Genomic DNA, 22,913 nt, shown 5'->3' with positions numbered 1-22,913 from the left:
GGGCCGAGTCCGCCGCCGGAGGCTCCGCCCGAATGGCACTCTTGCCGCAATCATCCCCGGTGAAAGCGTCGACAGCTCTCTGTCGCGGCGCGAGCACCGCAACCGCAATCGACCGGTTACGGGATGCGGTCCGGCGGCGTCGGTGCGTGCAGCTCCCGATCCCGGCCGACCGCATCGACCAGGCCGTAGTCACGTGCCTGCTCGGCGGTCAGGATCCGGTGGGCGCGCATGTCCCGCGCGATCTCGTCCACGGGGCGGCGGCACAGGTCCGCGAGCCGTTGCTGCAGTGCCTGCAGTTGCTGCCGGTAGCGGTCCACCTGGGCGTCGACGGTTGTCGCGGGACCGTCGCACGCGGTGCGGGGCTCGCGCAGATGGAAGGTGGCGTGCGGCGCGGCGGTGCGCCGGTCGGCGGCCGCCAGGAGGGCGACGGCCGCGCCGGTGACGGCGCCGAGGCAACTCACCCGGATCGGCACACCCATCAGGTCGAGGGTGTCGAGGAGCGTCGTCGCGGTGTCGAGATCGGCGTCGACGTCGTGCAGCCACAGCTGCACCGGGTCGTCGCCGGAGGCGTCGAGCAGCGCGAGCGTGGCGGCGGCGCGGTTGGCGGCGTCGTGGCCGAGACGACCTGTGAGCCGGACGATCCGCTGGTCGAACAGTCGCTCGGTGAGCCAGTCGGAGCCGGGCGCGACGAGCGAGGTGTACTGCGCCGGTGCCGGTGCCGGTGCCGGAGCCGGCGGGCGCGGTTCGGGCTGCCACGGGGGCATCGGCGGGGGCGGGGGAGGGGGAGGAACGGGCGGCCAGATGTTCATGTCGTCTCCGGGGGCGGGTGGATCTGCCAGTCGACGGTCTGTCCCACCGCCTGTGCATACCGTTCGAGGGTGGACAGGCGCGGATCGAGATCGCCGCGCTCGAGTCGGGCCACCGCCGACTGGGAGGTGCCCATCCGGGCGGCAATCTCGGTCTGGCTCAGTCCCTGTCGTCGCCGGGCCGCCGCCAGCTCGTCCACCAGCGCTCGACGCCGGTCGGAGAGACGGTCCAGACCCGGGAACGACGTTCGGCGCGGCGACGTCGACATATCAGCAATGATATCTCGGCAATGCGCTACCGGACAGGGCCGTCGCTGCCCCTTGACACGGGCGGCGCTCGGCGCCGATCCTCGACCCATCCGAGACGGTTCCGCGTCCCGCCCCGACCCGGAGCACGCCATGACCATGCCCCGAATTCCGGACACGCGACGGTCGTACCTGCGGGTGCGCGACGTCGACCTGTACTGCGAGGACACCGGCGGTGAGGGCGAGCCGATCCTGTTCCTGCACGGGTTTCTCTTCGACGGGCGAATGTACGAGGCGCAGATCGCGGCACTGCGGGATCGGTACCGCTGCGTCACCCTCGACTTCCGCGGGCAGGGCCGGTCCGGGCACGCCCGGACCGGATACCAGCTCGAGCAACTCACCGCCGACGTGCTCACCGTGATCCGGCGGCTCGACCTCGCCCCGACACACCTGGTCGGTCTGTCCATGGGCGGCTTCGTCGGCATGCGCATCGGCGCGCGGGAACCGGGCCTGTTGCGCTCGCTGACCCTGCTCAATACCGGCGCATCCCCGCACCCGCCCGGGCGGTACCCGCTGCACCTTGCCCTCACGGCCGTGGCACGGCTGCTCGGGCCGTCGCCGGCCCCCGTGCTGCGGGGCATCGAGAAGGAACTCTACGGCGAACCGTTCCGCAGCGAACCCGGCCGGGAGGCCGACCGTGAGGTGTGGCGCAGACGATGGGAGACCGCCGATCGGTCGTCACTGGCGAACACGATGCTCGGCATGATGGTCCGTCCCGACATCCGGGACGAGCTTGCCGGCGTGAGCGTGCCGACGCTGATCGTCGCGGGGCAACTGGACGTCGAGATGCCACCGCGTCTCGCCCGCGAGATGCACACCCTGATCCCGGGCTCGCAACTGGTCGAACTCGACGGCGTCGGTCACAGCGCGACGCTCGAAGACCCGGCCCGGGTCACCGGGATCCTGGAGCGCTTCCTCGCCGAGATCGGCTGACCGGCGAGAACACTCCCGGCGGTGCGTGGCGCCCGGTCCGTCAGGCCCCTCACCCGGGCGACGACATCGTCCCGACCCGCGCGTCCTAGATCGGACGGAACCCCGCCCCGGCCCCGCCCCGCGCATCGGCGTCACCGACGACGGCCGTCATGCTCGTGCCGACCTCCGGACCGAGGCAGGCAACGGTGAGGTAGCCGTTCACCATGCCGACGAGGGTGGTTCCGACCACCACCGGACCTCCCGAGTCGCCGAGGTCGACGCACGTCTGCGTCCAGGTCTGCCCCGAACCGAACACATCGCCGTAGGCCACCCCGCAGGTATGCCCCGTGGTACGGCCCTGCTTGCAGACGATGTCCGGGAACTGCGCCGGACCCCCGATCCCCGTGATCGTCGTGTTTCCGACCCGATTCACGGGCACCACCTTCGCCGGCTCGAACACGATCACCGCGTAGTCCAAGTCCGCATCGGTGTAGGCGATCGTGCCGACCACCCCGGCATCCGGATCTGCCTCCGAGGCGACCGTGGACCCGGCGTTTCCACAGTGCCCCGCCGTGAATCCGACCAGCCGGCCCCCGGAATCGGGACCGATCGTGGTGAGGGTGCAGTAGTTCCGGCCGTCCATGACGATGCCGGAACCGCCGCCGAGGACGGCCGGATCGGCGGCCGCTGCAATACCGGTGCCGGCGAGCAGCGACGCGCCGACGGCGAGAACGAGGATGCCGAGTCTCATGGCGGGCCTCTTCCGAAGGTCGAGCGAACGAGTCGGACACGCGCAGGAAGGGGAGTCGCGCGTACGATCCACCGCCCTCGGGCGCTGTTTCTCGATCATCCGCCGCCCCCGGGGCTGTTCGCAGCGTTTTCCGGGACGAGAAGACGCGGCGGGACCGATCCGGGGAGGGGGACGACCGGTCCGGTAGATCGGGGCGGCCCCGGTGCCACGGGGGAGCGGGATCGTCGTCGCGATCGCCTCAGGGTGAGACGGGCGGGGGCGGGGTGTCGCCGTGGATGACCAGCACCGGGCAGTGTGCGTGCTCGGCGCATGCGGCACTGACCGAACCGAGCAGCAGGCCGCTGAAGCCGCCGTGCCCCCGGCTTCCCACCACCAGGAACTGCGCATCGCGGCTCTCGTCGAGCAGGACCCGCGCGGCTCCGCCGCGGCGAACCAGTTCCTGCACGGACACGCCGGGCTCGCTACCGAGGACGCCGGTGACCGTCTCGTGCAGCATCCCGGACGTTTCCCGCTCGGGGTCCCAGTCGGACCGCCAGCCTTCGGCGGCAGCCCAGGGAATCTCCCAGGCCGCCACGGCGTCGACTTCGAATCCTGCCGAGCGGGCGACGAATCGTGCCCACCGCAGTGCCCCCTTCGACGGCTCCGATCCGTCCACTCCGACCACGACGCGGCCGGTCACTTCGCCGTCGGTCACGTCGGCTCCTCTCCGGCCCGGCACGGTCGGGAACGATCGGACCGGTCCGCGCCGGGATCCTCGACGCGGCCGGCGCCGAGGGGCGGTCGCTCACCGCATCCGGGCGGTACCGCTTCGTGCGGGCCGGTGCGTGACCGTCCGAGCGAACCCGCGAAGCCCGCGCCGGAGGGAGGGCTGGACTCGACCACCGGCCAGCGGGAGTGCCCGGCACCGGCGCGGTGCGTATCGACATCGGAAACGATGCCCATCGGCCCAGTCTAGTGCTCGTGCCGCCCGCAGGCGCGCATCGGCTTCGACGCACAGCGGAGCGGCTACCAGCCCGCCGACCCGGGGATTCCCTTGAACGGGCCGACGACCGAGCTGGTGATCCAGCCGCCGTAGAACCCGCCCGGTTGCGGGACGACCTCCTCGCCGTCGACGGTGCACCGGTCGACCTGCGCGGCCATCACCGCGACGGCCCCGGCGATCGCACGGAAGGCGGGGGTGGGATCGTGGTAGGTCCATGCCGCCTTCGGCGCGACCCGCGAGTCGGTCACCAGGTCGTAGTAGCTCGCCCTGCCCTTCCACTCGCACCACGACGAGCCCGGCGCCTCCCGCAGCACCCCGTCGGCGAAGGCGTCGGCGGGAAGGTAGTAGGTCGGCGGATGGCTGGTCTCCAGTACCCGCCAGGCGTGCGTGGTCGACGCGATGGTCCGGCCGCCCAATTCCACGGTGATCGAGCCGGTGAAGGGCTCCACGCGGGGCGGACGGGGATAGTCCCAGACCGATTCCTGCCCCGCAGCAGGCTCGACGGGTTCCGGCCGGGTCGTCACGGCGACCTCCTCGTGGTCACCTCCCCAGGGTACGGGGGACGACGCCAGGGGGCCGGGCGCGATGCCGGGGGACGGGGCGGGGAGGTGCGCTGCGCCGGTGGTGTGCAGCGGAGCTGTCGTGGCCGCAGATCCGCCCGTAGCGTGCGGCTGCGGCGTGCCCACCGTGCCTCTCGCACAGCGAACCGCGGCCCGCCCTCGCACCCGGACGCGCAGCGGTCACGATCGCACGAGCAGATCGCTGTGTCCGGGTGGGGGCGGCGGATACCATCGAGTTCTCGGCGCTGGCACGACGGCTCTCGGATTGGAGCTCGATTATGGCCGATGATGCGAAGCTCCTCGACTACCTGAAACGGGTGACCGCAGAGCTCTATCAGGCCCGGGAGAAGCTTCGCGAGCTCGAGGGGGTGAGCCGCGAACCGATCGCCGTCGTCGGGATGGGGTGCCGGTTCCCCGGCGGCGTCCGCTCCCCACAGGATCTGTGGCACCTGGTGGAATCCGGCTCGGAGACCGTCGCCGGGTTCCCCGCGGACCGGGGTTGGGAAGCGGCGGACCTCTACGATCCGACGGGCCGGCAGGCCGGCAGGACGTACACGGTGCAAGGTAGTTTTCTCGACGACGCAGCGGGTTTCGACCCGGAGGTCTTCGGAATCTCGCCTCGCGAAGCACTGGCGATGGACCCGCAGCAGCGACTCCTGCTCGAGACGAGCTGGGAGACCTTCGAGCACGCCGGCATCGATCCGCGGTCCGTGCACGGCAGGCAGATCGGCGTCTTCACCGGCCTGTCCGGGATCGACTACTCGGCACGGGCGGGCGGCGCCCCGCCCGAGGAACTCGCGGGCTACTTCATCACCGGGACCGCGATGAGCGTCGCCTCCGGCCGTGTCGCCTACAGCTTCGGACTGAACGGACCCGCGATCACCGTCGACACGGCATGCTCGTCGTCCCTGGTGTCCGTCCACCTTGCCATGCAGGCGCTGCGCAACGGCGAGTGCGAACTCGCCCTGGCCGGCGGGGCGACCGTCATGTCGACGCCCGCCGTGTTCGTCGAGTTCAGCCGGCAGCGTGGACTGGCCCGCGACGGGCGCTGCAAGGCGTTCGCCGCCGCGGCCGACGGCACGGCGTGGGGCGAAGGCGCCGCGATCCTCGCGCTGGAACGCCTGTCCGACGCCGAGCGCAACGACCGCCAGATCCTCGCCGTCGTCCGCGGCAGCGCGGTGAACCAGGACGGCGCCAGCAACGGCCTCACCGCCCCCAACAAGCGGGCCCAGGAACGGGTGATCCGGCAGGCCCTGACCGACGCCGGACTCGGCCCGGCCGACGTCGACGCGGTCGAAGCGCACGGCACCGGCACCACGCTGGGCGATCCCATCGAGGCGTCCGCCCTGCTGGCCGGCTACGGCCGCGATCGGCCCCCCGACCGGCCGTTGTGGCTCGGCTCGGTGAAATCGAACCTCGGGCACACCCAGGCCGCCGCCGGAGTGGCCGGCGTGATCAAGATGATCATGGCGATGCGCCACGGTGTGCTGCCGAAGACCCTGCACGTCGACCGTCCCACCCCCCACGTCGACTGGTCCGCCGGATCGGTGTCCCTGCTCACCGAGAACCGGGAATGGCCGGCGGCCGACCGGCCCCGCCGGGCGGCGGTCTCCTCGTTCGGCATCAGCGGCACGAACGCCCACGTCGTGCTGGAGCAGCCGACCCCATCCCCGGACGCTGCGCCCACCGAGGGGGTCGACGCGTCGGACGACGTCGTGGCCTGGTTCGTGTCGGGCCACACCGAACCGGCACTGCGCGCGCAGGCGCACAGGCTGCGCGACTACGTCGCCGGCCATCCCGAGCTGACACCCGCACAGGTAGCCGGCCCGCTGCTGACCGCGCGCGCGACCTTCGACCACCGCGCCGCCGTGCTCGGCGCCGATCCGGCGGCCCTGCTGTCCGGTCTCGACGCGCTCGTCCGAGGCGCCCCCGATCCCGGTGTGATCACCGGCGTGGCGGTCGAGGCGGGCGACCGACCGGTCTTCGTCTTTCCCGGACAGGGCGCGCAGTGGGTGGGCATGGCCACCGAACTGCTGGAGTCCTCCCCGGTGTTCGCCGACAGCCTGCGCGAGTGCGCCGACGCCCTCACCCCGCACACCGGGTTCGCGCTGCTCGACGTGCTCCGCGACCGCGATCCGGCGGCCCTGGACCGAGCCGACGTCGTGCAACCGGCGCTGTTCGCGGTGATGGTCGGTCTGGCGCGGCTGTGGCAGGCACACGGCGTCGAACCGGCGGCCGTGGTCGGACACTCGCAGGGCGAGATCGCCGCCGCCCACATCGCCGGCGCGCTGACCCTGCCCGACGCGGCGCTCGTCGTCGCGGCCCGCAGCCGGGTGATCACGGAATCCGCCCGGCGCGGCGGGGGCATGGCGTCGGTGGGCCTGCCGGCGGACGCCGTGCGGCAGCAGATCGAACCTTGGGCCGGGACCGTCGAGGTGGCGGCGATCAACGGTCCGGCCGCGACGGTCGTGTCCGGCCCCGGCGACGCCCTCGAGGTCCTGGTCGCGCAGTGGCAGGCCGACGGTGCCCAGGCTCGGCGCATCACGGTGGACTACGCCTCCCACTGCGCGGACGTCTCGGTGCTGCGCAGGCCCATTCTCGACGCTCTCGCCCCGATCACCCCGCAGCGTTCGCGGATCCCGTTCTACTCGACGGTGAGCGGGGACGTGATGGACGGCACCGCACTCGACGCCGACTACTGGTACCGGAACCTGCGCCGACCGGTGCGCTTCGAAGACGCGACGAGGTCCCTGGTCCGCGACGGGTACCGGCTGTTCGTCGAGTCGGGCAGCCATCCGGTCCTGACCGTGCCGCTGCAGGAGACCCTGGACGCGGCCGGCGTCGCGGGTCGCGCCCTCGGCACCCTCCGCCGCGACCGGGCAGGCCTGCGCCAGTTCACCACCGCCCTCGCCGAGGCACACGTGTCCGGGGCGCACATCGCGTGGGACCGGATCGGGTGGACTCGCCGCACCGGTCACCGGCCGTGGGTGGACCTGCCCACGTATGCCTTCCAGCACCGCCGCTACTGGCTGGACGGGGGCGCGCCGCAACATGATGCCGCCGCAGCCGGCATGGATGCCGGGGACCACCCGATGCTCGCCGCCTCGGTCGAACTCGGCGACGGCCGCGGCGCGGTGTTCACGGGCGTGCTGTCGCCGCACCGACTGCCGTGGCTGAACGAGCACGCCGTGGACGGCACCGTGGTGCTGCCCGGCACGGCGTTCGCCGAACTCGCCCTGCACGCCGGGCACCGCGCCGGCTGCAGCCGCCTCGCGGAACTCACCCTCGAGACGCCCGCGACGATTCCCACCGGTGGGGAACTCGCGGTGCAGGTCGCCGTCCTCACCGCCGACGACGCCGGGCACCGCACGGTGTCGGTGCACTCCCGCCCGGCGGACGCCCCGGCGCAGACACCGTGGACCCGGCACGCCGTCGGCACCCTCACGGGCGCGGCGCACACCGCGCCGGTTCCGATCCGGCAGTGGCCCCCGGCCGATGCGACGCCGATCGACGTGAGCGGTCTGTACGACGCGCTCGACGAGACCGGATACGGGTACGGGACGGTGTTCCGGGGCCTGCGCGCGGCGTGGCGCCGCGGTGACGACCTGTACGGAGAGGTGCGCCTGGGGGGAGAGGACCCCGCCGCGGCCGTCGCCGGGTACGGGATCCATCCGGCGGTGTTCGACGCGGCGCTGCACCTGATCGCGTTCGCCGCCGCCGCGGCCGGCGCCCGCGACCTGCGGCTGCCGTTCGCATGGGACGACGTGCAGCTGCACGCCGTCGGTGCCACCGCCCTGCGCGTGCACATCGCCCCTGCCGGACCCGAACGCTACCGGGTGGCCGCGTACGACACCGCCGGCAATCCCGTGCTGACCGCCCGGTCGCTGGCGCTGCGGCCGTTCGCAGGTCCGCGGGCGCCGGCCGCCGCGACCGGCACCGGCCTCTACCGCGTGGAATGGATCCCGGTCGACGCCGGCGCCGCCGCGACGGCAGACCTCGCCCCGCTCGGGGAGGCACTCACCGGCGGCGATCCCGCCGGCCGCACCCTGCTGCTGGCCGGGACCCCGGACGACGACTCCGACGTGCCGACGCGCGCCCACGCCGCCGCGGAGGCGGCGTTGCGGGCGGTACAGGCCTGGCTCGTCGACGACCGCCTCGCCGAGACCCGACTGCTGGTGACGACAAGGCGTGCCGTGGCGATCGCCGACGACGAACCGATCGACATCTGCGCCGCGCCCGTCTGGGGGCTGATCGGTGCGGTGCAGAACGAGCATCCGGACCGGATCACCCTGCTGGACCTGGACGGGCCGCCCGGTGGCCATCCCGATCCCACCGTGCTGTCCGCGGCCCTGGCCTGCGACGAACCACAACTGGCGGTCCGCGCCGGGACCCTCCTCGCGCCCATGCTCGCAGCGGCGGCGCCCCCCACCGACGCACCGCCCGCGGATCCGGTGCCGTTCGGCCCCGAGGGCACCGTCGTCGTCACCGGCGGCACCGGAACCATCGGCCGGCTCGTCGCCCGGCACCTCGTGCGACGGTACGGGGTGCGCCGGCTCGTGCTGACCGGCCGACACGCGGTCCGCGCCGAGCGGGCGGCGGACCTGCGCGCCGAGTTCGCCGACGCGGGCGCCGAGATCCGCGCCGTGACCTGCGACGTCGCCGATCGGGCCGCGGTGGCCGCCCTGCTCGACACCGTCCCCGACCTGTCGGGTGTCGTCCACGCCGCCGGAGTGCTCGACGACGCCACCGCCGCCACCTTGGCTCCGGACCAGTTGCACGCCGTCCTGCGCCCCAAGGTGGACGGTGCCTGGCATCTGCACGAGCTCACCCGCGATCGCGGTCTCGCGGCGTTCGTGCTGTTCTCCTCCGCGGCCGGTGTGCTCGGCGGCGCCGGCCAGGCGAACTACGCCGCGGCCAACGTCTTCCTCGACGCGCTCGCGCAGCACCGCCGCGCCGAGGGACTGCCGGGACTGTCCCTGGCCTGGGGACTGTGGGACCGTCCCAGCGGGATGACCTCCCATCTGAGTGCGGCCGACCTGGATCGGCTCCAGCGCACCGGCATCGACACCCTCACCCCGGAAGCGGGGCTGGCCTTGTTCGATGCGGCACTCGCCGCGAACCGTCCGTTGACGGTGCCGATACGGCTCGCGGCGCCCTCCCGCCGATCCGACGGTGACGCCCTCCCGCCGATCCTGCGCCGAGTGCTCGGCACGTCCCGTCGGCGCGCCGCGGCCGCCCCGTCGGCTCCCGGCCTCGCCGACGAACTGCGCGCGCTCGACCCCGCCGGGCGGCACGCCCGGGTCCTCGAGATCGTCACCACGCACGTCGCGGCGGTCCTCGGCCACGACGGGAAGGAGGCCATCGATCCGGAGCGTGCCTTCAAGCAACTCGGCTTCGACTCGCTCACCGCGGTGCAGCTACGCAACCAGCTGACGACGGCCACCGGGGTACGGCTGGCCGCGACGGTGGTGTTCGACCACCCCACCGCGGACGCGCTCGCCCGCGAGATCGCGGCCCGGCTGCTCGGCCCCGAGGACGCCCCGCAACCGACCCGTCCGGCGCGCCGGCGCCACGACGACGACCCGATCGCGATCGTCGGAATGGCCTGCCGATACCCCGGGCAGGTCTCCTGCCCGGACGAGCTGTGGCGCCTCGTCCGCGACGGCCGCGATGCGGTGGGCGCGTACCCCGACAACCGCGGCTGGAACCTCGACGAGGTGTACCACCCGGATCCCGAGCGCAGCGGCACGACCTACATGCGGTACGGCGGCTTCCTCTACGACGCCGACCGGTTCGACGCCGCGTTCTTCGGGATCAGCCCCCGCGAGGCCGTCGCGATGGACCCGCAGCACCGACTTCTTCTCGAAAGCGCCTGGGAGGCACTGGAACACGCGGGAATCCCGCCGAACTCGCCCGGGCTCACCGACACCGGCGTGTACGTCGGAATGATGGGCGGCGACTACGGATTCCACCTCATGACCCGGCGGAGCACCGACGCCGAGGGCTACCTCATGACGGGCACCAGCAACAGCGTGGCCTCCGGCCGGATCGCCTACACGCTCGGCTTCACCGGCCCCGCGGTCACCGTCGACACGGCGTGTTCGTCGTCGTTGGTGGCGCTGCACCTGGCGGCGCGGGCACTGCGCGACGGCGAATGCACCCTCGCGCTGGCCGGCGGGGCGACGGTGATGGCGACCCCCGGCGTGCTGATCGAATTCAGCCGCCAGCGCGGACTCGCCCCGGACGGGCGGTGCAAACCGTTCTCCGATCGAGCGGACGGCACCGGACTCAGCGAGGGCGCGGGCATGGTCGTGCTCGAGCGGCTGAGCGACGCACAGCGCCACGGCCACCGGGTGCTCGCACTGATCCGCGGCTCCGCGGTCAACCAGGACGGCGCCTCCAACGGCCTGACCGCCCCGAACGGTCCGTCGCAGGAACGGGTGATCCGGCAGGCGCTGGCCGACGCCGCCCTCGACCCCGCCGACATCGACGCGGTGGAGGCCCACGGCACCGGCACGACACTCGGCGACCCGATCGAAGCCCAGGCCTTGCTCGCCACCTACGGGCAGCAACGCGACGGCCGGCCGCTGTGGCTGGGGTCGGTCAAATCGAACATCGGCCACTCCCAGGCGGCGGCCGGGGTGGCCGGCGTGATCAAGACGGTGATGGCGATGCGCCACGGGGTGCTGCCGCCGAGCCTGCACAGCGACGCCCCGACCCGGCACGTCGACTGGACCGCCGGCGAGGTCGCGCTGCTCGCCGACGCGGTGGCGTGGCCGCAGACCGGGCGCCCCCGCCGCGCCGGCGTCTCCTCGTTCGGCATCAGCGGCACCAACGCCCACATGATCCTCGAGCAACCCCCCGACATCGCCGCCCCACCGGCCCCGCCACGGCCGACGTCACCCCTGGTGTGGGTGCTCTCCGCCAAGACCGACGAGGCGCTGCGCGCGCAGGCCGCTCGGCTGACGGACGTCCTCGACACCGAGTCCCCACCGGATCCGGCCGATCTCGCCTACTCGCTGGCCACCACCCGGTCCGGCTTCACGCACCGCGCCGCCGTGACCGGCGAGACGCTCGCCGACCTGCGCGACGGCCTCGCCCGGCTCGTCGAGGGACGCGCCGGCGGCAACGTCGTCGCCGGCACGAGCACCCGCGGCAGGACGGCGTTCATGTTCACCGGCCAGGGCGCGCAGCGGATCGGAATGGGCCGCGGCCTCTACGACACCTACCCGGTCTTCGCCCGGGCCCTCGACGAGACCTGCGCCGCACTCGACGAGCACGTCGACACCCCGATACGGCAGGCGATCTGGGGCGACGCGGACGACGCCGCCGCGAGACTCGACCGCACCGAGTACACCCAGCCGGCCCTGTTCGCCGTCGAGGTCGCCCTCTACCGACTACTGCGGGAGTGGGGCCTCACACCCGACTACCTGACCGGGCATTCGATCGGAGAACTCACCGCGGCCCACGTCGCGGGCGTGTTCAGCCTGCCCGACGCCGCCGCCCTGGTGGCCGCGCGCGGCCGGCTGATGCAGGCCACCGCCCCCGGAGCGATGATCGCCGTCCGGGCCCGCCCGGAGGACATCCGGTCGCGGATCGAAGGCCGAGTCGACCTCGCCGCGGTCAACGGCGCCGAATCCGTGGTGCTCGCGGGCGCCGCAGCCGACGTGCACGCCGTCGCCGCCGAACTGTCCACCGCGGGAATCCCGGTCACCACGCTGCAGGTCGAACGCGCCTTCCACTCGGCGCTGATGGACCCCGTCCTCGACGAGTTCACCGCCCTCGTGTCGCGGCCGGCGGCGCAGCCGCCGACGATCCCCGTCGTCTCCACTCTCACCGGTCGCGTCGCCACGGCCGAGGAACTGACGTCGCCGCAGTACTGGCGCCGGCACCTGCGCCGAGCTGTGCGCTTCCACGACGGCATGCGCACCCTCGCCGAACTCGGAGTCACCCGCTGCGTCGAGATCGGACCCGGCGCGGCCCTGGCCGCCCACGCCGCCGAGGTCGTCCCGCACCCGATCGCCGCGCTGCCCGGCCGCGGGGACGACGCCCGGGGGTTCGTCGAGGCGGTCGCCGCCGCGTCCGTGCAGGGCCTGACGATCGACTGGGATCGGGTGCTGCCCGGCCGCCGCCGGGTGGACCTGCCCACGTACGCCTTCCGGCGGCGCTCCTTCTGGCCGTCGGCGCCCGCACGCCCCAGCGGCGATCCGACGGAGCTGGGGCTCAGCCCGGCGGACCATCCGCTGCTCGGCGCGGCCGTGACCCTCGACGACGACACCACCGTGTTCACCGGAGCGCTGTCGCGGCACCGGGATTCGTCGCTCGCGGCGCCGCAGCCCGGCGATCCGCCGACCGACGCTCCGCAGACACTCGTACCGGCCGTCCTGGTCGAACTGACCCTGCACGCCGCCCACCACGTCGGGTGCGACCGCATCGCCGCTCTCACCCTGCACCACCCCCTGGTCCTGCCGGCCGCGGGACCGCTGCCGATCCGGGTATTCGTGTCGCCGGCCGGTGACGACGGCGCGCGCACCGTCACCATCTCGTCGAACACCGGACCGGCCGACGGCCCCTGGGTGCGGAACGCGTCGGCGACCGTCGACGACGTACCCGCCGCGCAACCGGGCCGGCTCCCAGGCGACACCGCGTCCGAGGTGCGCCTCGACGACGGCCTCGACCCGGGCGGCTTCGGCATCCATCCGCACCTGCTGCAGGCGGCGCTCGACCCCGTCCTCGGCCCGGACGACTGGCCGCTGACCTGGTCGGGAACCCGGCTGTACCGCACCGGTGCGCAGGCGGTGTCGGTGCGGTGCGCGACCGGCGAGGACGGGCAGTACCGTGTCGACGCCACCGATGCCGACGGCGCACCCGTGCTGACCGTCGAGGCGCTGCACGTGGTGCCCCGGACGGGAGACGGCGACGGCGCGGGCCCGTCCGGCGCGCGGCGACTGCACCGCCTGGCCTGGACCCGGATCGACGACGTCCCCTCCGGGCCGCCGGCCGGCCCGACGGTCGTACTCGGCGACGCGGATCCGGGATCGAGCCTGCCGCGCTGTCCCGACGCGGCGGCGCTGCGCACCGCGAGGGCGGCCACACCCGACGACGGGCGCCCCTGGACGGTGCTGGTGGGGTGCGGCACCGACGGCGACCCGGGCCCGGAGGCGACCCACCACCTGTGCGCCCGAACGCTGCGACTGCTGCAGGACTGGCTCGACGACGCCGAGTTCGCCGACAGTGTGCTGGTGGTCGTCACCCGCAACGCGACGGCCACCGGCGAGGAGGGCGAAGGACACGACATCGACCTCGCGGCCGCGGCCGTGTGGGGTCTGGTGGGCTCCGCGCAGAACGAGCACCCCGGGCGGATCGTGCTGCTCGACCTCGACCGGGAGACGGACGTCGACACGGCGATCACGCCGGCCCTGGCCAGCGGGGAACCGCAGGTCGCGGTCCGGGGCCGGGCGGTGCTCGTGCCCCGACTGCGACGCCTACCGGCCGTGCAGCGGTCCGCTCCGCTGTTCGATCCTCGCGGCACCGTGCTCGTCACCGGCGGCACCGGAACCGTGGGAACGTCGGTGGCGCGCCATCTCGTCAGCGCCCACGGGGCGCGGCATCTGGTGTTGACCAGCCGACGCGGACCCGACGCCGACGGCAGCGACCAGCTGCGCCGCGAACTGCGCGATGCGGGCGCCGAGGTGAGCATCGTCGCCTGCGACACCGCCGACGAGGCGGCACTGGCAGGACTGCTGTCCCGGATCCCCGCCGAGCACCCCCTGACCGCAGTGATCCACGCGGCCGGAGTCCTCGACGACGCCACCCTCACCTCGCTCACCCCCGAGCGGCTCGACGCGGTGCTGCGGCCGAAAGTCGACGCGGCCTGGCACCTGCACCGGCTGACCGGCGGGGTGCACGCCTTCGTGCTGTTCTCGTCGCTCGCCGGTGTCCTCGGCGCGCCCGGACAGGCCAACTACGCGGCGGCGAACCGGTTCCTCGACGCCCTCGCCGAGCATCGGCGAGCCCACGACCGGCCCGCGGTGTCGATCGCGTGGGGAATGTGGGCACCGCCGAGCGCCATGACCGGCAGGCTCGGCGCGGTGCATCTCGCCCGGGCCCGCCGCAGCGGCCTGGTGCCGATGAGCGAAGCCGACGGACTGGACCTGTTCGACAGCGCCCTGGCGTCCGACCTACCCGCCGTGGTGGGGGCCCGGTTCGAACACCCCGGGGCGGCCGCGACGTCCGTTCCCGCTCCGCTGCGGGGACTGGTGCGGCAGTCGCGGCCGCGCGCGGCCGGATCGGAGTCCGCCGTGTCCGCACCGAACGGATCAGGACCGTCCGAGTGGGCGCAGCGGCTCACCGACCGGTCGGTGCCCGAACAGCGGCACCTCGTGCTGGAGCTGGTCCGAGCCGGAGCTGCCGCAGTCCTCGGCCACGACGCGTCGGACTCGGTCGATCCCGACCAGGCGTTCAAGGAACTCGGCTTCGACTCGCTCGCCGCGGTGGCCCTGCGCAACCATCTCGGTGCCGCGACCGGTCTGCGGTTACCGCCGACGGTGGTGTTCGATCACCCCAGTCCCCGGGCCCTCGCCGAGTTCCTGCGCGCGGAGCTGGTCCCGGACCCGGTGTCGGTCGCCGTCGCCGGGATCGACCGCCTGCGGGCGGCCGTCGCCGACCTCGGCGCCGACGACGAGGCACGCGCGGCGGTCGCACAGCGGCTCGAAGCCCTGCTCGCCGAGCTCGAGGGAGCCGACCGGGGCCGCGCCGACACGGTGGACAGGATTCACGCCGCGACCGGTGACGAGATCCTCGACCTCATCGACCGGGGTCTGTGAGCCGGCGAACAGCCTCCGCGTGACCGCCGAGGAACCGGTCTGCGCAGTGGACACCGGCCCCGCCCACGGAGCTGCCAGCGTCGCAGCTGCGCGAACGGCCTTCGGGGGACGGCGGCCTCCCGCAGCCCACCCGGTCACCAGCCGCGCTCGCGCCACTCGGCGAGGTGCGGGCGCTCGGCGCCGAGCGTGGTGTCCTTGCCGTGCCCGGGGTAGATCACCGTGTCGTCACCGAAGCGGCCGAAGAGTTTGGTGTCGACGTCGTCGTACAAGGAGGTGAACTTCTCGGCGTCCGCGGTCTTGCCCAGGCCGCCGGGGAAGAGGGAGTCACCGGTGAAGATGTGGTGCCGTCCGGTGCCGGCCTCGGTGAGGACCAGCGCGATCGAGCCGGGGGTGTGCCCGGACAGGTGGATCACCTCGAGACCGAGCTCGCCGACGGCGACGGTGTCGCCTTCCATGAGCAACCGATCGGGCGTGACCGGGAGCGGCTCGGCGTCGAGGGGATGCGCGGCTGTGGGAACCCCGGTCGAGGCCGCGACCGCCTCGAGGCCCTGCCAGTGATCCCAGTGCTGGTGGGTCGTGATGATCAGCTCGAGTTTCGGGGCGTGCTCGGCGAGGAACCGGGTGAGCAACTCCGGCTCGTTCGCTGCGTCGAGGAACACAGATCTGCCAGTGGCGGAATCCGAGACCAGGTACGTGTTGTTGTCCATGGGTCCGACGGACAGCTTGACGATGGTCGCGCCGGGCACGGTGCGGCGCTGCGCGGGACCACCGGGGGTGACCTCGCCGGTGTAGTCGTCGTCGATGACCAAGGGCTGCTGCGACATGTGAGGCACGTTACCGCCGAGGTCCGTCGCCCGCGCGCGCGGCGGCCGGAAACCGGAACGTGTCGGTGGGCGCGCCTACCATGGTCCAGGGCCGAGTTGCGCGACGTGACGTCGGTGAATCGAGATGCGACCGGATCCGCCCGTCCAAGGGGATCCGACTAGGAGGGACGTGGCGTGGCGGATCGCCTGATCGTGCGTGGCGCGCGGGAGCACAACCTGCGGGGGATCGACCTGGACCTGCCGCGTGACAGCCTGATCGTCTTCACCGGCCTGTCCGGGTCGGGCAAGTCGAGCCTGGCATTCGACACGATCTTCGCCGAGGGGCAGCGCCGCTACGTCGAGTCGCTGTCCGCCTACGCGCGCCAGTTCCTCGGCCAGATGGACAAACCCGATGTCGACTTCATCGAGGGCCTGTCACCGGCGGTCTCCATCGACCAGAAGTCCACCAACCGGAACCCGCGCTCGACCGTGGGCACCATCACCGAGGTCTACGACTACCTGCGCCTGCTGTACGCCCGCGCCGGCACGGCGCACTGTCCGCAGTGCGGGGAGCGAATCGCGCGGCAGACCCCGCAGCAGATCGTCGACCAGGTCCTCGACATGGAGCAGGGCACGCGGTTCCAGGTGCTCGCACCGGTCGTGCGCACCCGCAAGGGCGAGTTCGTCGACCTGTTCGAACAGCTGACCGTGCAGGGCTACGCCCGCGTGCGGGTCGACGGGGTGGTCCATCCGCTCACCGATCCGCCGAAGCTCAAGAAGCAGGAGAAGCACGACATCGAGGTGGTCGTCGACCGGCTCGCGGTCAAGGCCGGTGCCAAGCAGCGGCTCACCGATTCGATCGAGACCGCGCTACGCCTGGCGGAAGGCATCGTCGTCCTCGACTTCGTCGACCGGGACGAGAACGCCGCCGACCGCGAACGCCGTTTCTCCGAGAAACTCGCCTGCCCGAACGGGCACCCGCTGTCCATCGACGAACTCGAACCCCGCTCGTTCTCGTTCAACTCCCCGTACGGTGCCTGCCCCGAGTGCACCGGCCTCGGCATCCGCAAGGAGGTCGACCCGGAACTCGTCGTGCCGGACCCGGAACTCAGCCTCGAGGACGGCGCGATCGCGCCGTGGTCGATGGGGCAGACCTCCGAGTACTTCACCCGGCTGCTGTCCGGGCTGGCCGACATCATGGGCTTCGAGATGTCCACCCCGTGGAACAAGCTGCCCGCCAAGGCCCGCAAGGCCATCCTCGAGGGCAGCCCGGAACAGGTGCACGTCCGCTACAAGAACCGCTACGGCCGGACCCGGTCGTACTACGCCGAGTTCGAGGGCGTGATGCCGTTCCTGCACCGCCGGCTCGAACAGACCGAATCCGAGCAGATGAAGGAACGGTACGACGGGTACATGCGGGAGATCCCGTGCCCGACGTGCGAGGGGGCGCGGCTGCGTCCCGAAATCCTGGCGGTGACGGTCGCCGCGGGCGAACACGGGCACAAGTCCATCGCCGAGGTCTCCGACCTGTCCATCGCCGAATGTGCCGAGTTCCTCGACGCGCTGACCCTCGGGGCGCGGGAGGAGGCCATCGCCGGGCAGGTGCTCAAGGAGATCCAGGCACGTCTCGGGTTCCTGCTCGATGTGGGACTCGAGTACCTCACTCTCTCCCGCGCGGCCGGCACCCTGTCCGGCGGGGAAGCGCAACGTATCCGGCTCGCCACCCAGATCGGCTCGGGCCTGGTCGGTGTCCTGTACGTCCTGGACGAGCCGTCCATCGGCCTGCACCAGCGCGACAACCGCCGCCTCATCGAAACCCTCACGCGGCTGCGTGATCTCGGCAACACCCTGATCGTCGTCGAGCACGACGAGGACACCATCCGTGCCTCGGACTGGGTCGTCGACATCGGGCCGTACGCCGGCGAACACGGCGGTCGGGTGGTGCACACGGGCCCGTACAAGGAACTGCTCGACTGTACCGACTCGCTCACCGGCGCGTACCTGTCCGGACGACAGCGGATCGAGGTGCCGCAGCAGCGCCGGCCGGTCGACCGCAAACGTCAGGTCACCGTCGTCGGCGCGCGGGAGAACAACCTGCGTGGCATCGACGTGGCCTTCCCGCTCGGCGTGCTCACCGCGATCACGGGCGTCTCCGGCTCCGGCAAGTCGACCCTGGTCAACGACATCCTCGCGACGGTCATGGCCAACAAGCTCAACGGCGCGCGGCAGGTGCCCGGCCGGCACACCCGCGTCAACGGCCTCGACCAGCTCGACAAGCTCGTCCAGGTCGACCAGTCGCCGATCGGACGTACGCCGCGGTCGAATCCGGCCACCTACACCGGTGTGTTCGACAAGATCCGCACCCTGTTCGCCGCGACCACCGAGGCCAAGGTGCGCGGCTACCAGCCGGGCCGGTTCTCGTTCAACGTCAAGGGCGGCCGGTGCGAGGCGTGCTCGGGCGACGGCACGCTCAAGATCGAGATGAACTTCCTGCCCGACGTGTACGTGCCGTGCGAGGTGTGCCACGGGGCCCGTTACAACCGCGAGACCCTCGAGGTGCACTACAAGGGCAAGACCATCTCCGAGGTGCTGGACATGCCGATCGAGGAGGCCGCCGAGTTCTTCGAGCCGGTCACCTCGATCCACCGCTACCTGCGCACCCTCGTCGACGTCGGCCTCGGATACGTGCGCCTGGGCCAGCCCGCCCCGACCCTGTCCGGCGGCGAAGCCCAGCGCGTCAAGCTCGCCGCGGAACTGCAGAAGCGGTCGACGGGCCGCACCGTGTACGTGCTCGACGAGCCGACCACCGGACTGCACTTCGAGGACATCCGCAAGCTGCTCGGCGTGATCAACGGGCTCGTCGACAAGGGCAACACCGTGATCGTGATCGAGCACAACCTCGACGTGATCAAGACCGCGGACTGGATCATCGACATGGGCCCCGAGGGCGGCTCGGGCGGTGGCACCGTCGTCGCGCAGGGCACACCCGAGGACGTCGCGGCGGTCGAGGGCAGCTACACCGGCAGATTCCTGAGCGAGGCGCTCGCCGAGTCCGTCGCGCCGGAGCCGGAGCCCGCCCGCAAGCCGGCGCGCAAGCGCGCACCACGGAAGGTGGCAGCCGCGAGCTGACCCTGACGGCGCCGACGCGCCGTGGACCGCAAGGGGGGACGATGGCCCGGACATTCGCCCAGGCCCGTGTCCGCGGGATCGTCGCCGTCCTGGTGACGAGCATGCTGCTCACGGCGGGGGTCGCGGCGGCACAGCCCCCGAGCCGTGAGATCGGCCCACCGGGCAGCGTCGTCCGGGTCGAGGCCCTGCCGCGGCAGTGGTGGCTGCCGGGCGCGGCCGCCGGCTCGGTGATCACCTACCGCACCACCGGTCCCCGCGGGGTGCCGGCCCTGAGCACCGGCGCGGTGTTCGTGCCGCCGGGTGCCGCGCCCGCCGGTGGCTGGCCGGTGCTCTCGTGGGGGCACGGCGCCGTCGGGATCGCGGACCGGTGCGCCCCCACGGTCGACGGCCGCATCGACAACGGATACCTGGCGCACTGGCTCTCCGAGGGATACGCGATCGTCGCCACCGACTACGTCGGCCTCGGCACCCCCGGCGTGCACGCCTACCTCGACGGGCCGTCGGAGGCGCACGCCCTGATCGACATGGTGCGCGCCGCCCGGACGGTGGAACCGTCCCTCGGGCCGCGTTGGGCCGCACTCGGCCAGTCGCAGGGCGGCCAGGCCGTCATGGTCGCGGCCTCCCTCGCGACCCGGTACGCACCCGAACTCGACTATCGCGGCGCCGTCGCGCTGGGCGTGCCGTCCAACATCGAGCACCTCGTGCCGTTCGGCGACCCCGCCTTTCCACCGCTGCCGCTCACCGGCACCGCCGTCTTCATCGCCTACCTGCTGGCCGGGATGCGCGCGACCTATCCCGACGTCGAGGTCGACCGTTTCCTCAGCCCGCGGGGCCGCGACGTTCTCGCCCGGCTCGAGAACCTGTGCTACCGGGAAGCAGCGGCCGAGTTCCCGGATCTGTCGATCGGCGAGCTGTTGGCGCGGCGCACCGACGACCCGGCCCTGGCCCGCGCTGCCCGCGACATGCTCGAGATCCCCACCCGCGGCTACGACCGGCCGCTGTTCCTCGGCCAGGGCCTGACGGACACCGTCACCCCGGCGCCGTTCACCGTCAAGCTCGTCGCCGACCTGACCGCGGCCGGTACGCGGTTCGTGTTCCGCTCCTACCCGGCCGGTCACCTCGAGACGATGCGGGCCTCGCTGTCCGACGCGACGGCGTTCGTCCGGGAACTGTTCGCCTCGGAGGGGTGACACCACCCTCAACGGCGCGCTGCCGCGTCGAGCACCTCCGCGAGTTCGGCGGGACGCGACCACATCGGCCAGTGCCCGGTCGGCAGATCCACGTACTGCACGTCGGTGAGCCGACCGAGCTCACTGGCCACGGGATGCCCCACCCGCGCCATCTGCCGGATCGCCCCGGACGGGAAGCTGGTGCACACGACGGTCGTCGGGACCGCCAGGCGCGCGTCGGTGCGCAGGGCCAGGGGGGTCCGCGCCGGACCGGCCGGATGCGGCACAGCCCGCTCCCGGAACCGGTGCAGCGCGGCGTCGTCGAGTCCGTGCAGGCTGTTGCCGGCCGCCTCGAGTTCCGCCCACGGCGGCAGCGGGATCTCCGTCACGGCGGTATCGAGATCCGGCCGCAGCGCAGCGGCATCCGGCAACGGTCCGGTGTCGACGTACACCAGGCGGGCCACATCCGCCGGGACCCGGTCCGACGCCGCGTACGCGACCGGGCCGGCCCCGCTGTGCGCGACGACGACCGCACCGCCCGCCACCGCATCCACGACGGCACCGACATGGTCGTCGAGCGTGATGCCGGAGCGGTCGGTCCGGACGGACTCGAGACCGGGCAGTGTCGCGGCGTCGACCCGGTGCCCCCGCGCCCGCAGTTCCTCGGCGACGGCCTCCCACGCCCACGCACCGAGCCAGAAGCCGGGAACGAGGACCAGGTGTGTGCCCATGACGGCCATCCTCGGTCATCCCGGCGACGGTGCGGGTCAACGACACGGTCGCCCACAGGAACGGCACTGTTCAACCGGGCGCAAACCCCGCGCAACGCCGTGCCCCTACGGTGGGCGCATGACCGGTGCGTACGGCGACCTCGCGGCCCTCGCCGCCGCGCTCGACGAGCTGCGGGACGGCCTCGTCACCGCGGCCGGCGCCGACGAACGCTGGGCGCAGGCACACCCCGCTCACCGGGCCGGCGCGGAGAACCTGGCGCACTACGTCGCTCTGCGGCGCCGCGACATCCGCGAGCTGCAATCCGACCTCGCCGCGTGGGGATTGTCGTCCCTGGGACGCGCCGAAGCCCACGTCCTGGCCTCCGTCGACGCGGTGCGCCGAGCCGTGGCCGGCCTCGCGGACCTGCCCGAGGTCGACACCCGGCCCGGCCCGGTGGACTTCGTCACCGGCGAACGCCTGCTCGAACGCAACGCCGCCGCCCTGCTCGGACCCGTCCGCGGTGGCCGCCGGACCCGCATCATGGTGACGCTGCCGAGCGAGGCGGCCACCGACGCCGACCTCGTCGACCGGGTCGTCGGGGCCGGCGCCGAACTCGTCCGGATCAACTGCGCTCACGACGAACCCGACGCGTGGGCCGCCATGATCGAGCACGTGCGCCGCGCCGAACGCGCCCACGGCCGGCACGTCACCGTCACCATGGACCTCGCCGGGCCGAAGCTGCGCACGGGCCCCGTCGCCCCCGGTCCCGCGGTGGTACACGCCAAACCCGAACGCGACGCGCTCGGCCGCACCGTCGCGCCCGTCCAGGTGCGGCTCACCCGCCGCGGCTCCGCGGCCGCCCCGGGCGAGGTGGTCGTTCCCGTCGCCGACGAGCTGTGGCTGGCCCGACGCCGACCCGGCGACCGCATCACCTTCCGCGACACCCGCGGTTCCAGACGCACGCTGGTCGTCACCGGCACCGACGCCGGGGACGTCCGCACCGAACTGACCGACACCGCCTACCTCGTACCCGGCACCCGGCTGACCGCGCGCGGCGACGCCACCGCCGTTGCGGACCTCTCCCCGCGCGAACGCAGACTCACCCTGCACGTCGGCGACGAGCTGATCCTGGACCCGGACCTCACCCCGGCCGATCCCGACGCCCGTCCGCCCCGGATCGGCTGCACCCTGCCCCAGGTGTTCGACGACACCCGGATCGGGCACCGGATCTTCTTCGACGACGGCCGGATCGGGGGGATCGTCGAGGAGGCCGGCCCGGAACGGCTGCGCATCCGCATCACCGACGCGGATCTGCGCGGCTCCCGGCTCGGCACGGCCAAGGGCATCAACCTGCCCGACACCGAGTTGCGGCTGCCGGCGCTCACCGACGAGGACCTGGACCGGCTGCCGTTCGTGGTCACGCACGCGGACGCCGTCAGCCTGTCCTTCGTCCGCAGCGCCGCCGACGTCGCGCGCCTGCAGGACCGGCTCGCCGAGCTCGGCGGCACCCGGCTCGGGGTGATCCTCAAGGTGGAGACGGTGGTGGGCTTCGAGAACCTGCCGGCCATCCTGTTCGCGGCCCTGCACTCACCCCGGGTGGGGGTGATGATCGCGCGCGGCGACCTCGCCGTCGAAGCCGGTTACGGCCGGCTGGCCGAGGTACAGGAGGAAATCCTGTGGGTGTGCGAGGCGGCGCACGTCCCGGTGATCTGGGCGACGCAGGTCCTCGACACCCTCGCGCGCACCGGCCGTCCCTCGCGTGCGGAGATCACCGACGCCGCAGCGTCGGGCCGCGCCGAATGCGTGATGCTCAACAAGGGCCCGTACGTCGACCACGCGGTGCGGTTCCTCGACGACGTGCTGTGCCGGATGGCCGACCATCAGCGCAAGAAGGACTCACTGCTGCGGCGCCTGCGGGCCTGGGAGGAGCCCGGCGTGCCGCTGCACTGAGACCGACC

At 72.9% G+C, this 22,913-nt stretch carries 12 protein-coding genes; 5 read left to right on the top strand and 7 right to left on the bottom strand.

Annotated elements, in window-relative coordinates; all coding sequences use genetic code 11:
* Positions 1-116: 116 nt before the first annotated feature.
* Positions 117-809, bottom strand: coding sequence for an ATP-dependent Clp protease proteolytic subunit (locus ACM26Y_RS13525; RefSeq protein WP_416061157.1), 693 nt, complete (start codon positions 807-809; stop codon positions 117-119).
* Positions 806-1,075: a helix-turn-helix domain-containing protein gene (locus ACM26Y_RS13520; RefSeq protein WP_054375225.1), complete on the bottom strand. Its 270-nt coding sequence runs from the start codon at positions 1,073-1,075 to the stop codon at positions 806-808. The genes ACM26Y_RS13525 and ACM26Y_RS13520 overlap by 4 nt, the downstream gene beginning before the upstream one ends.
* Positions 1,076-1,205: 130 nt before the next feature.
* On the opposite strand from ACM26Y_RS13520, the gene ACM26Y_RS13515 reads away from it, so the two are divergent.
* Positions 1,206-2,045, top strand: a complete 840-nt coding sequence (locus ACM26Y_RS13515; protein ID WP_416061156.1) for an alpha/beta fold hydrolase — start codon at positions 1,206-1,208, stop codon at positions 2,043-2,045.
* Between the two features lie 85 nt (positions 2,046-2,130).
* Here ACM26Y_RS13515 and ACM26Y_RS13510 read toward each other — a convergent pair whose 3' ends face one another.
* The 3 genes from ACM26Y_RS13510 to ACM26Y_RS13500 all read right to left on the bottom strand — a co-directional run bounded on the left by ACM26Y_RS13510 (position 2,131) and on the right by ACM26Y_RS13500 (position 4,281).
* Positions 2,131-2,775: a serine protease gene (locus ACM26Y_RS13510; protein ID WP_416061155.1), complete on the bottom strand. Its 645-nt coding sequence runs from the start codon at positions 2,773-2,775 to the stop codon at positions 2,131-2,133.
* A gap of 238 nt (positions 2,776-3,013) precedes the next feature.
* Positions 3,014-3,469: a universal stress protein gene (locus ACM26Y_RS13505; RefSeq protein WP_416061154.1), complete on the bottom strand. Its 456-nt coding sequence runs from the start codon at positions 3,467-3,469 to the stop codon at positions 3,014-3,016.
* Between the two features lie 311 nt (positions 3,470-3,780).
* Positions 3,781-4,281, bottom strand: coding sequence for a DUF427 domain-containing protein (locus ACM26Y_RS13500; protein ID WP_054375223.1), 501 nt, complete (start codon positions 4,279-4,281; stop codon positions 3,781-3,783).
* A gap of 314 nt (positions 4,282-4,595) precedes the next feature.
* Between ACM26Y_RS13500 and ACM26Y_RS13495 the strand changes: the two genes are divergently transcribed.
* On the top strand, positions 4,596-15,143 hold the full coding sequence (locus ACM26Y_RS13495; RefSeq protein WP_416061153.1) for an SDR family NAD(P)-dependent oxidoreductase: 10,548 nt from the start codon (positions 4,596-4,598) through the stop codon (positions 15,141-15,143).
* Between the two features lie 134 nt (positions 15,144-15,277).
* Here ACM26Y_RS13495 and ACM26Y_RS13490 read toward each other — a convergent pair whose 3' ends face one another.
* Positions 15,278-15,967, bottom strand: a complete 690-nt coding sequence (locus ACM26Y_RS13490) for an MBL fold metallo-hydrolase (RefSeq protein WP_416061152.1) — start codon at positions 15,965-15,967, stop codon at positions 15,278-15,280.
* Positions 15,968-16,141: 174 nt separating this feature from the next.
* Here ACM26Y_RS13490 and uvrA point away from each other — a divergent pair, with 174 nt between their 5' ends.
* Complete coding sequence (gene uvrA / locus ACM26Y_RS13485) at positions 16,142-19,075, top strand: excinuclease ABC subunit UvrA (protein WP_416061151.1); 2,934 nt, start codon at positions 16,142-16,144, stop codon at positions 19,073-19,075.
* Positions 19,076-19,116: 41 nt separating this feature from the next.
* The gene (locus ACM26Y_RS13480) at positions 19,117-20,265 is read left to right on the top strand and encodes a lipase family protein (protein ID WP_416061150.1); all 1,149 of its coding nucleotides are present in this window, start codon (positions 19,117-19,119) and stop codon (positions 20,263-20,265) included.
* An 8-nt stretch (positions 20,266-20,273) separates the two neighbouring features.
* Here the strand turns inward: ACM26Y_RS13480 and ACM26Y_RS13475 are convergent, their stop codons facing one another.
* Positions 20,274-20,975, bottom strand: coding sequence for an alpha/beta fold hydrolase (locus ACM26Y_RS13475; RefSeq protein ID WP_003937959.1), 702 nt, complete (start codon positions 20,973-20,975; stop codon positions 20,274-20,276).
* 118 nt (positions 20,976-21,093) lie between these two features.
* On the opposite strand from ACM26Y_RS13475, the gene ACM26Y_RS13470 reads away from it, so the two are divergent.
* The gene (locus ACM26Y_RS13470) at positions 21,094-22,905 is read left to right on the top strand and encodes a pyruvate kinase (RefSeq protein ID WP_416061149.1); all 1,812 of its coding nucleotides are present in this window, start codon (positions 21,094-21,096) and stop codon (positions 22,903-22,905) included.
* Positions 22,906-22,913 lie beyond the last annotated feature (8 nt).

It is taken from the genome of Rhodococcus indonesiensis (genome assembly GCF_047782815.1).
Taxonomy (GTDB): Bacteria; Actinomycetota; Actinomycetes; order Mycobacteriales; family Mycobacteriaceae; genus Rhodococcus; species Rhodococcus indonesiensis.
Note: the sequence above shows the minus strand (reverse complement) of the source record. Positions and strands in the feature narration are given on the sequence as shown.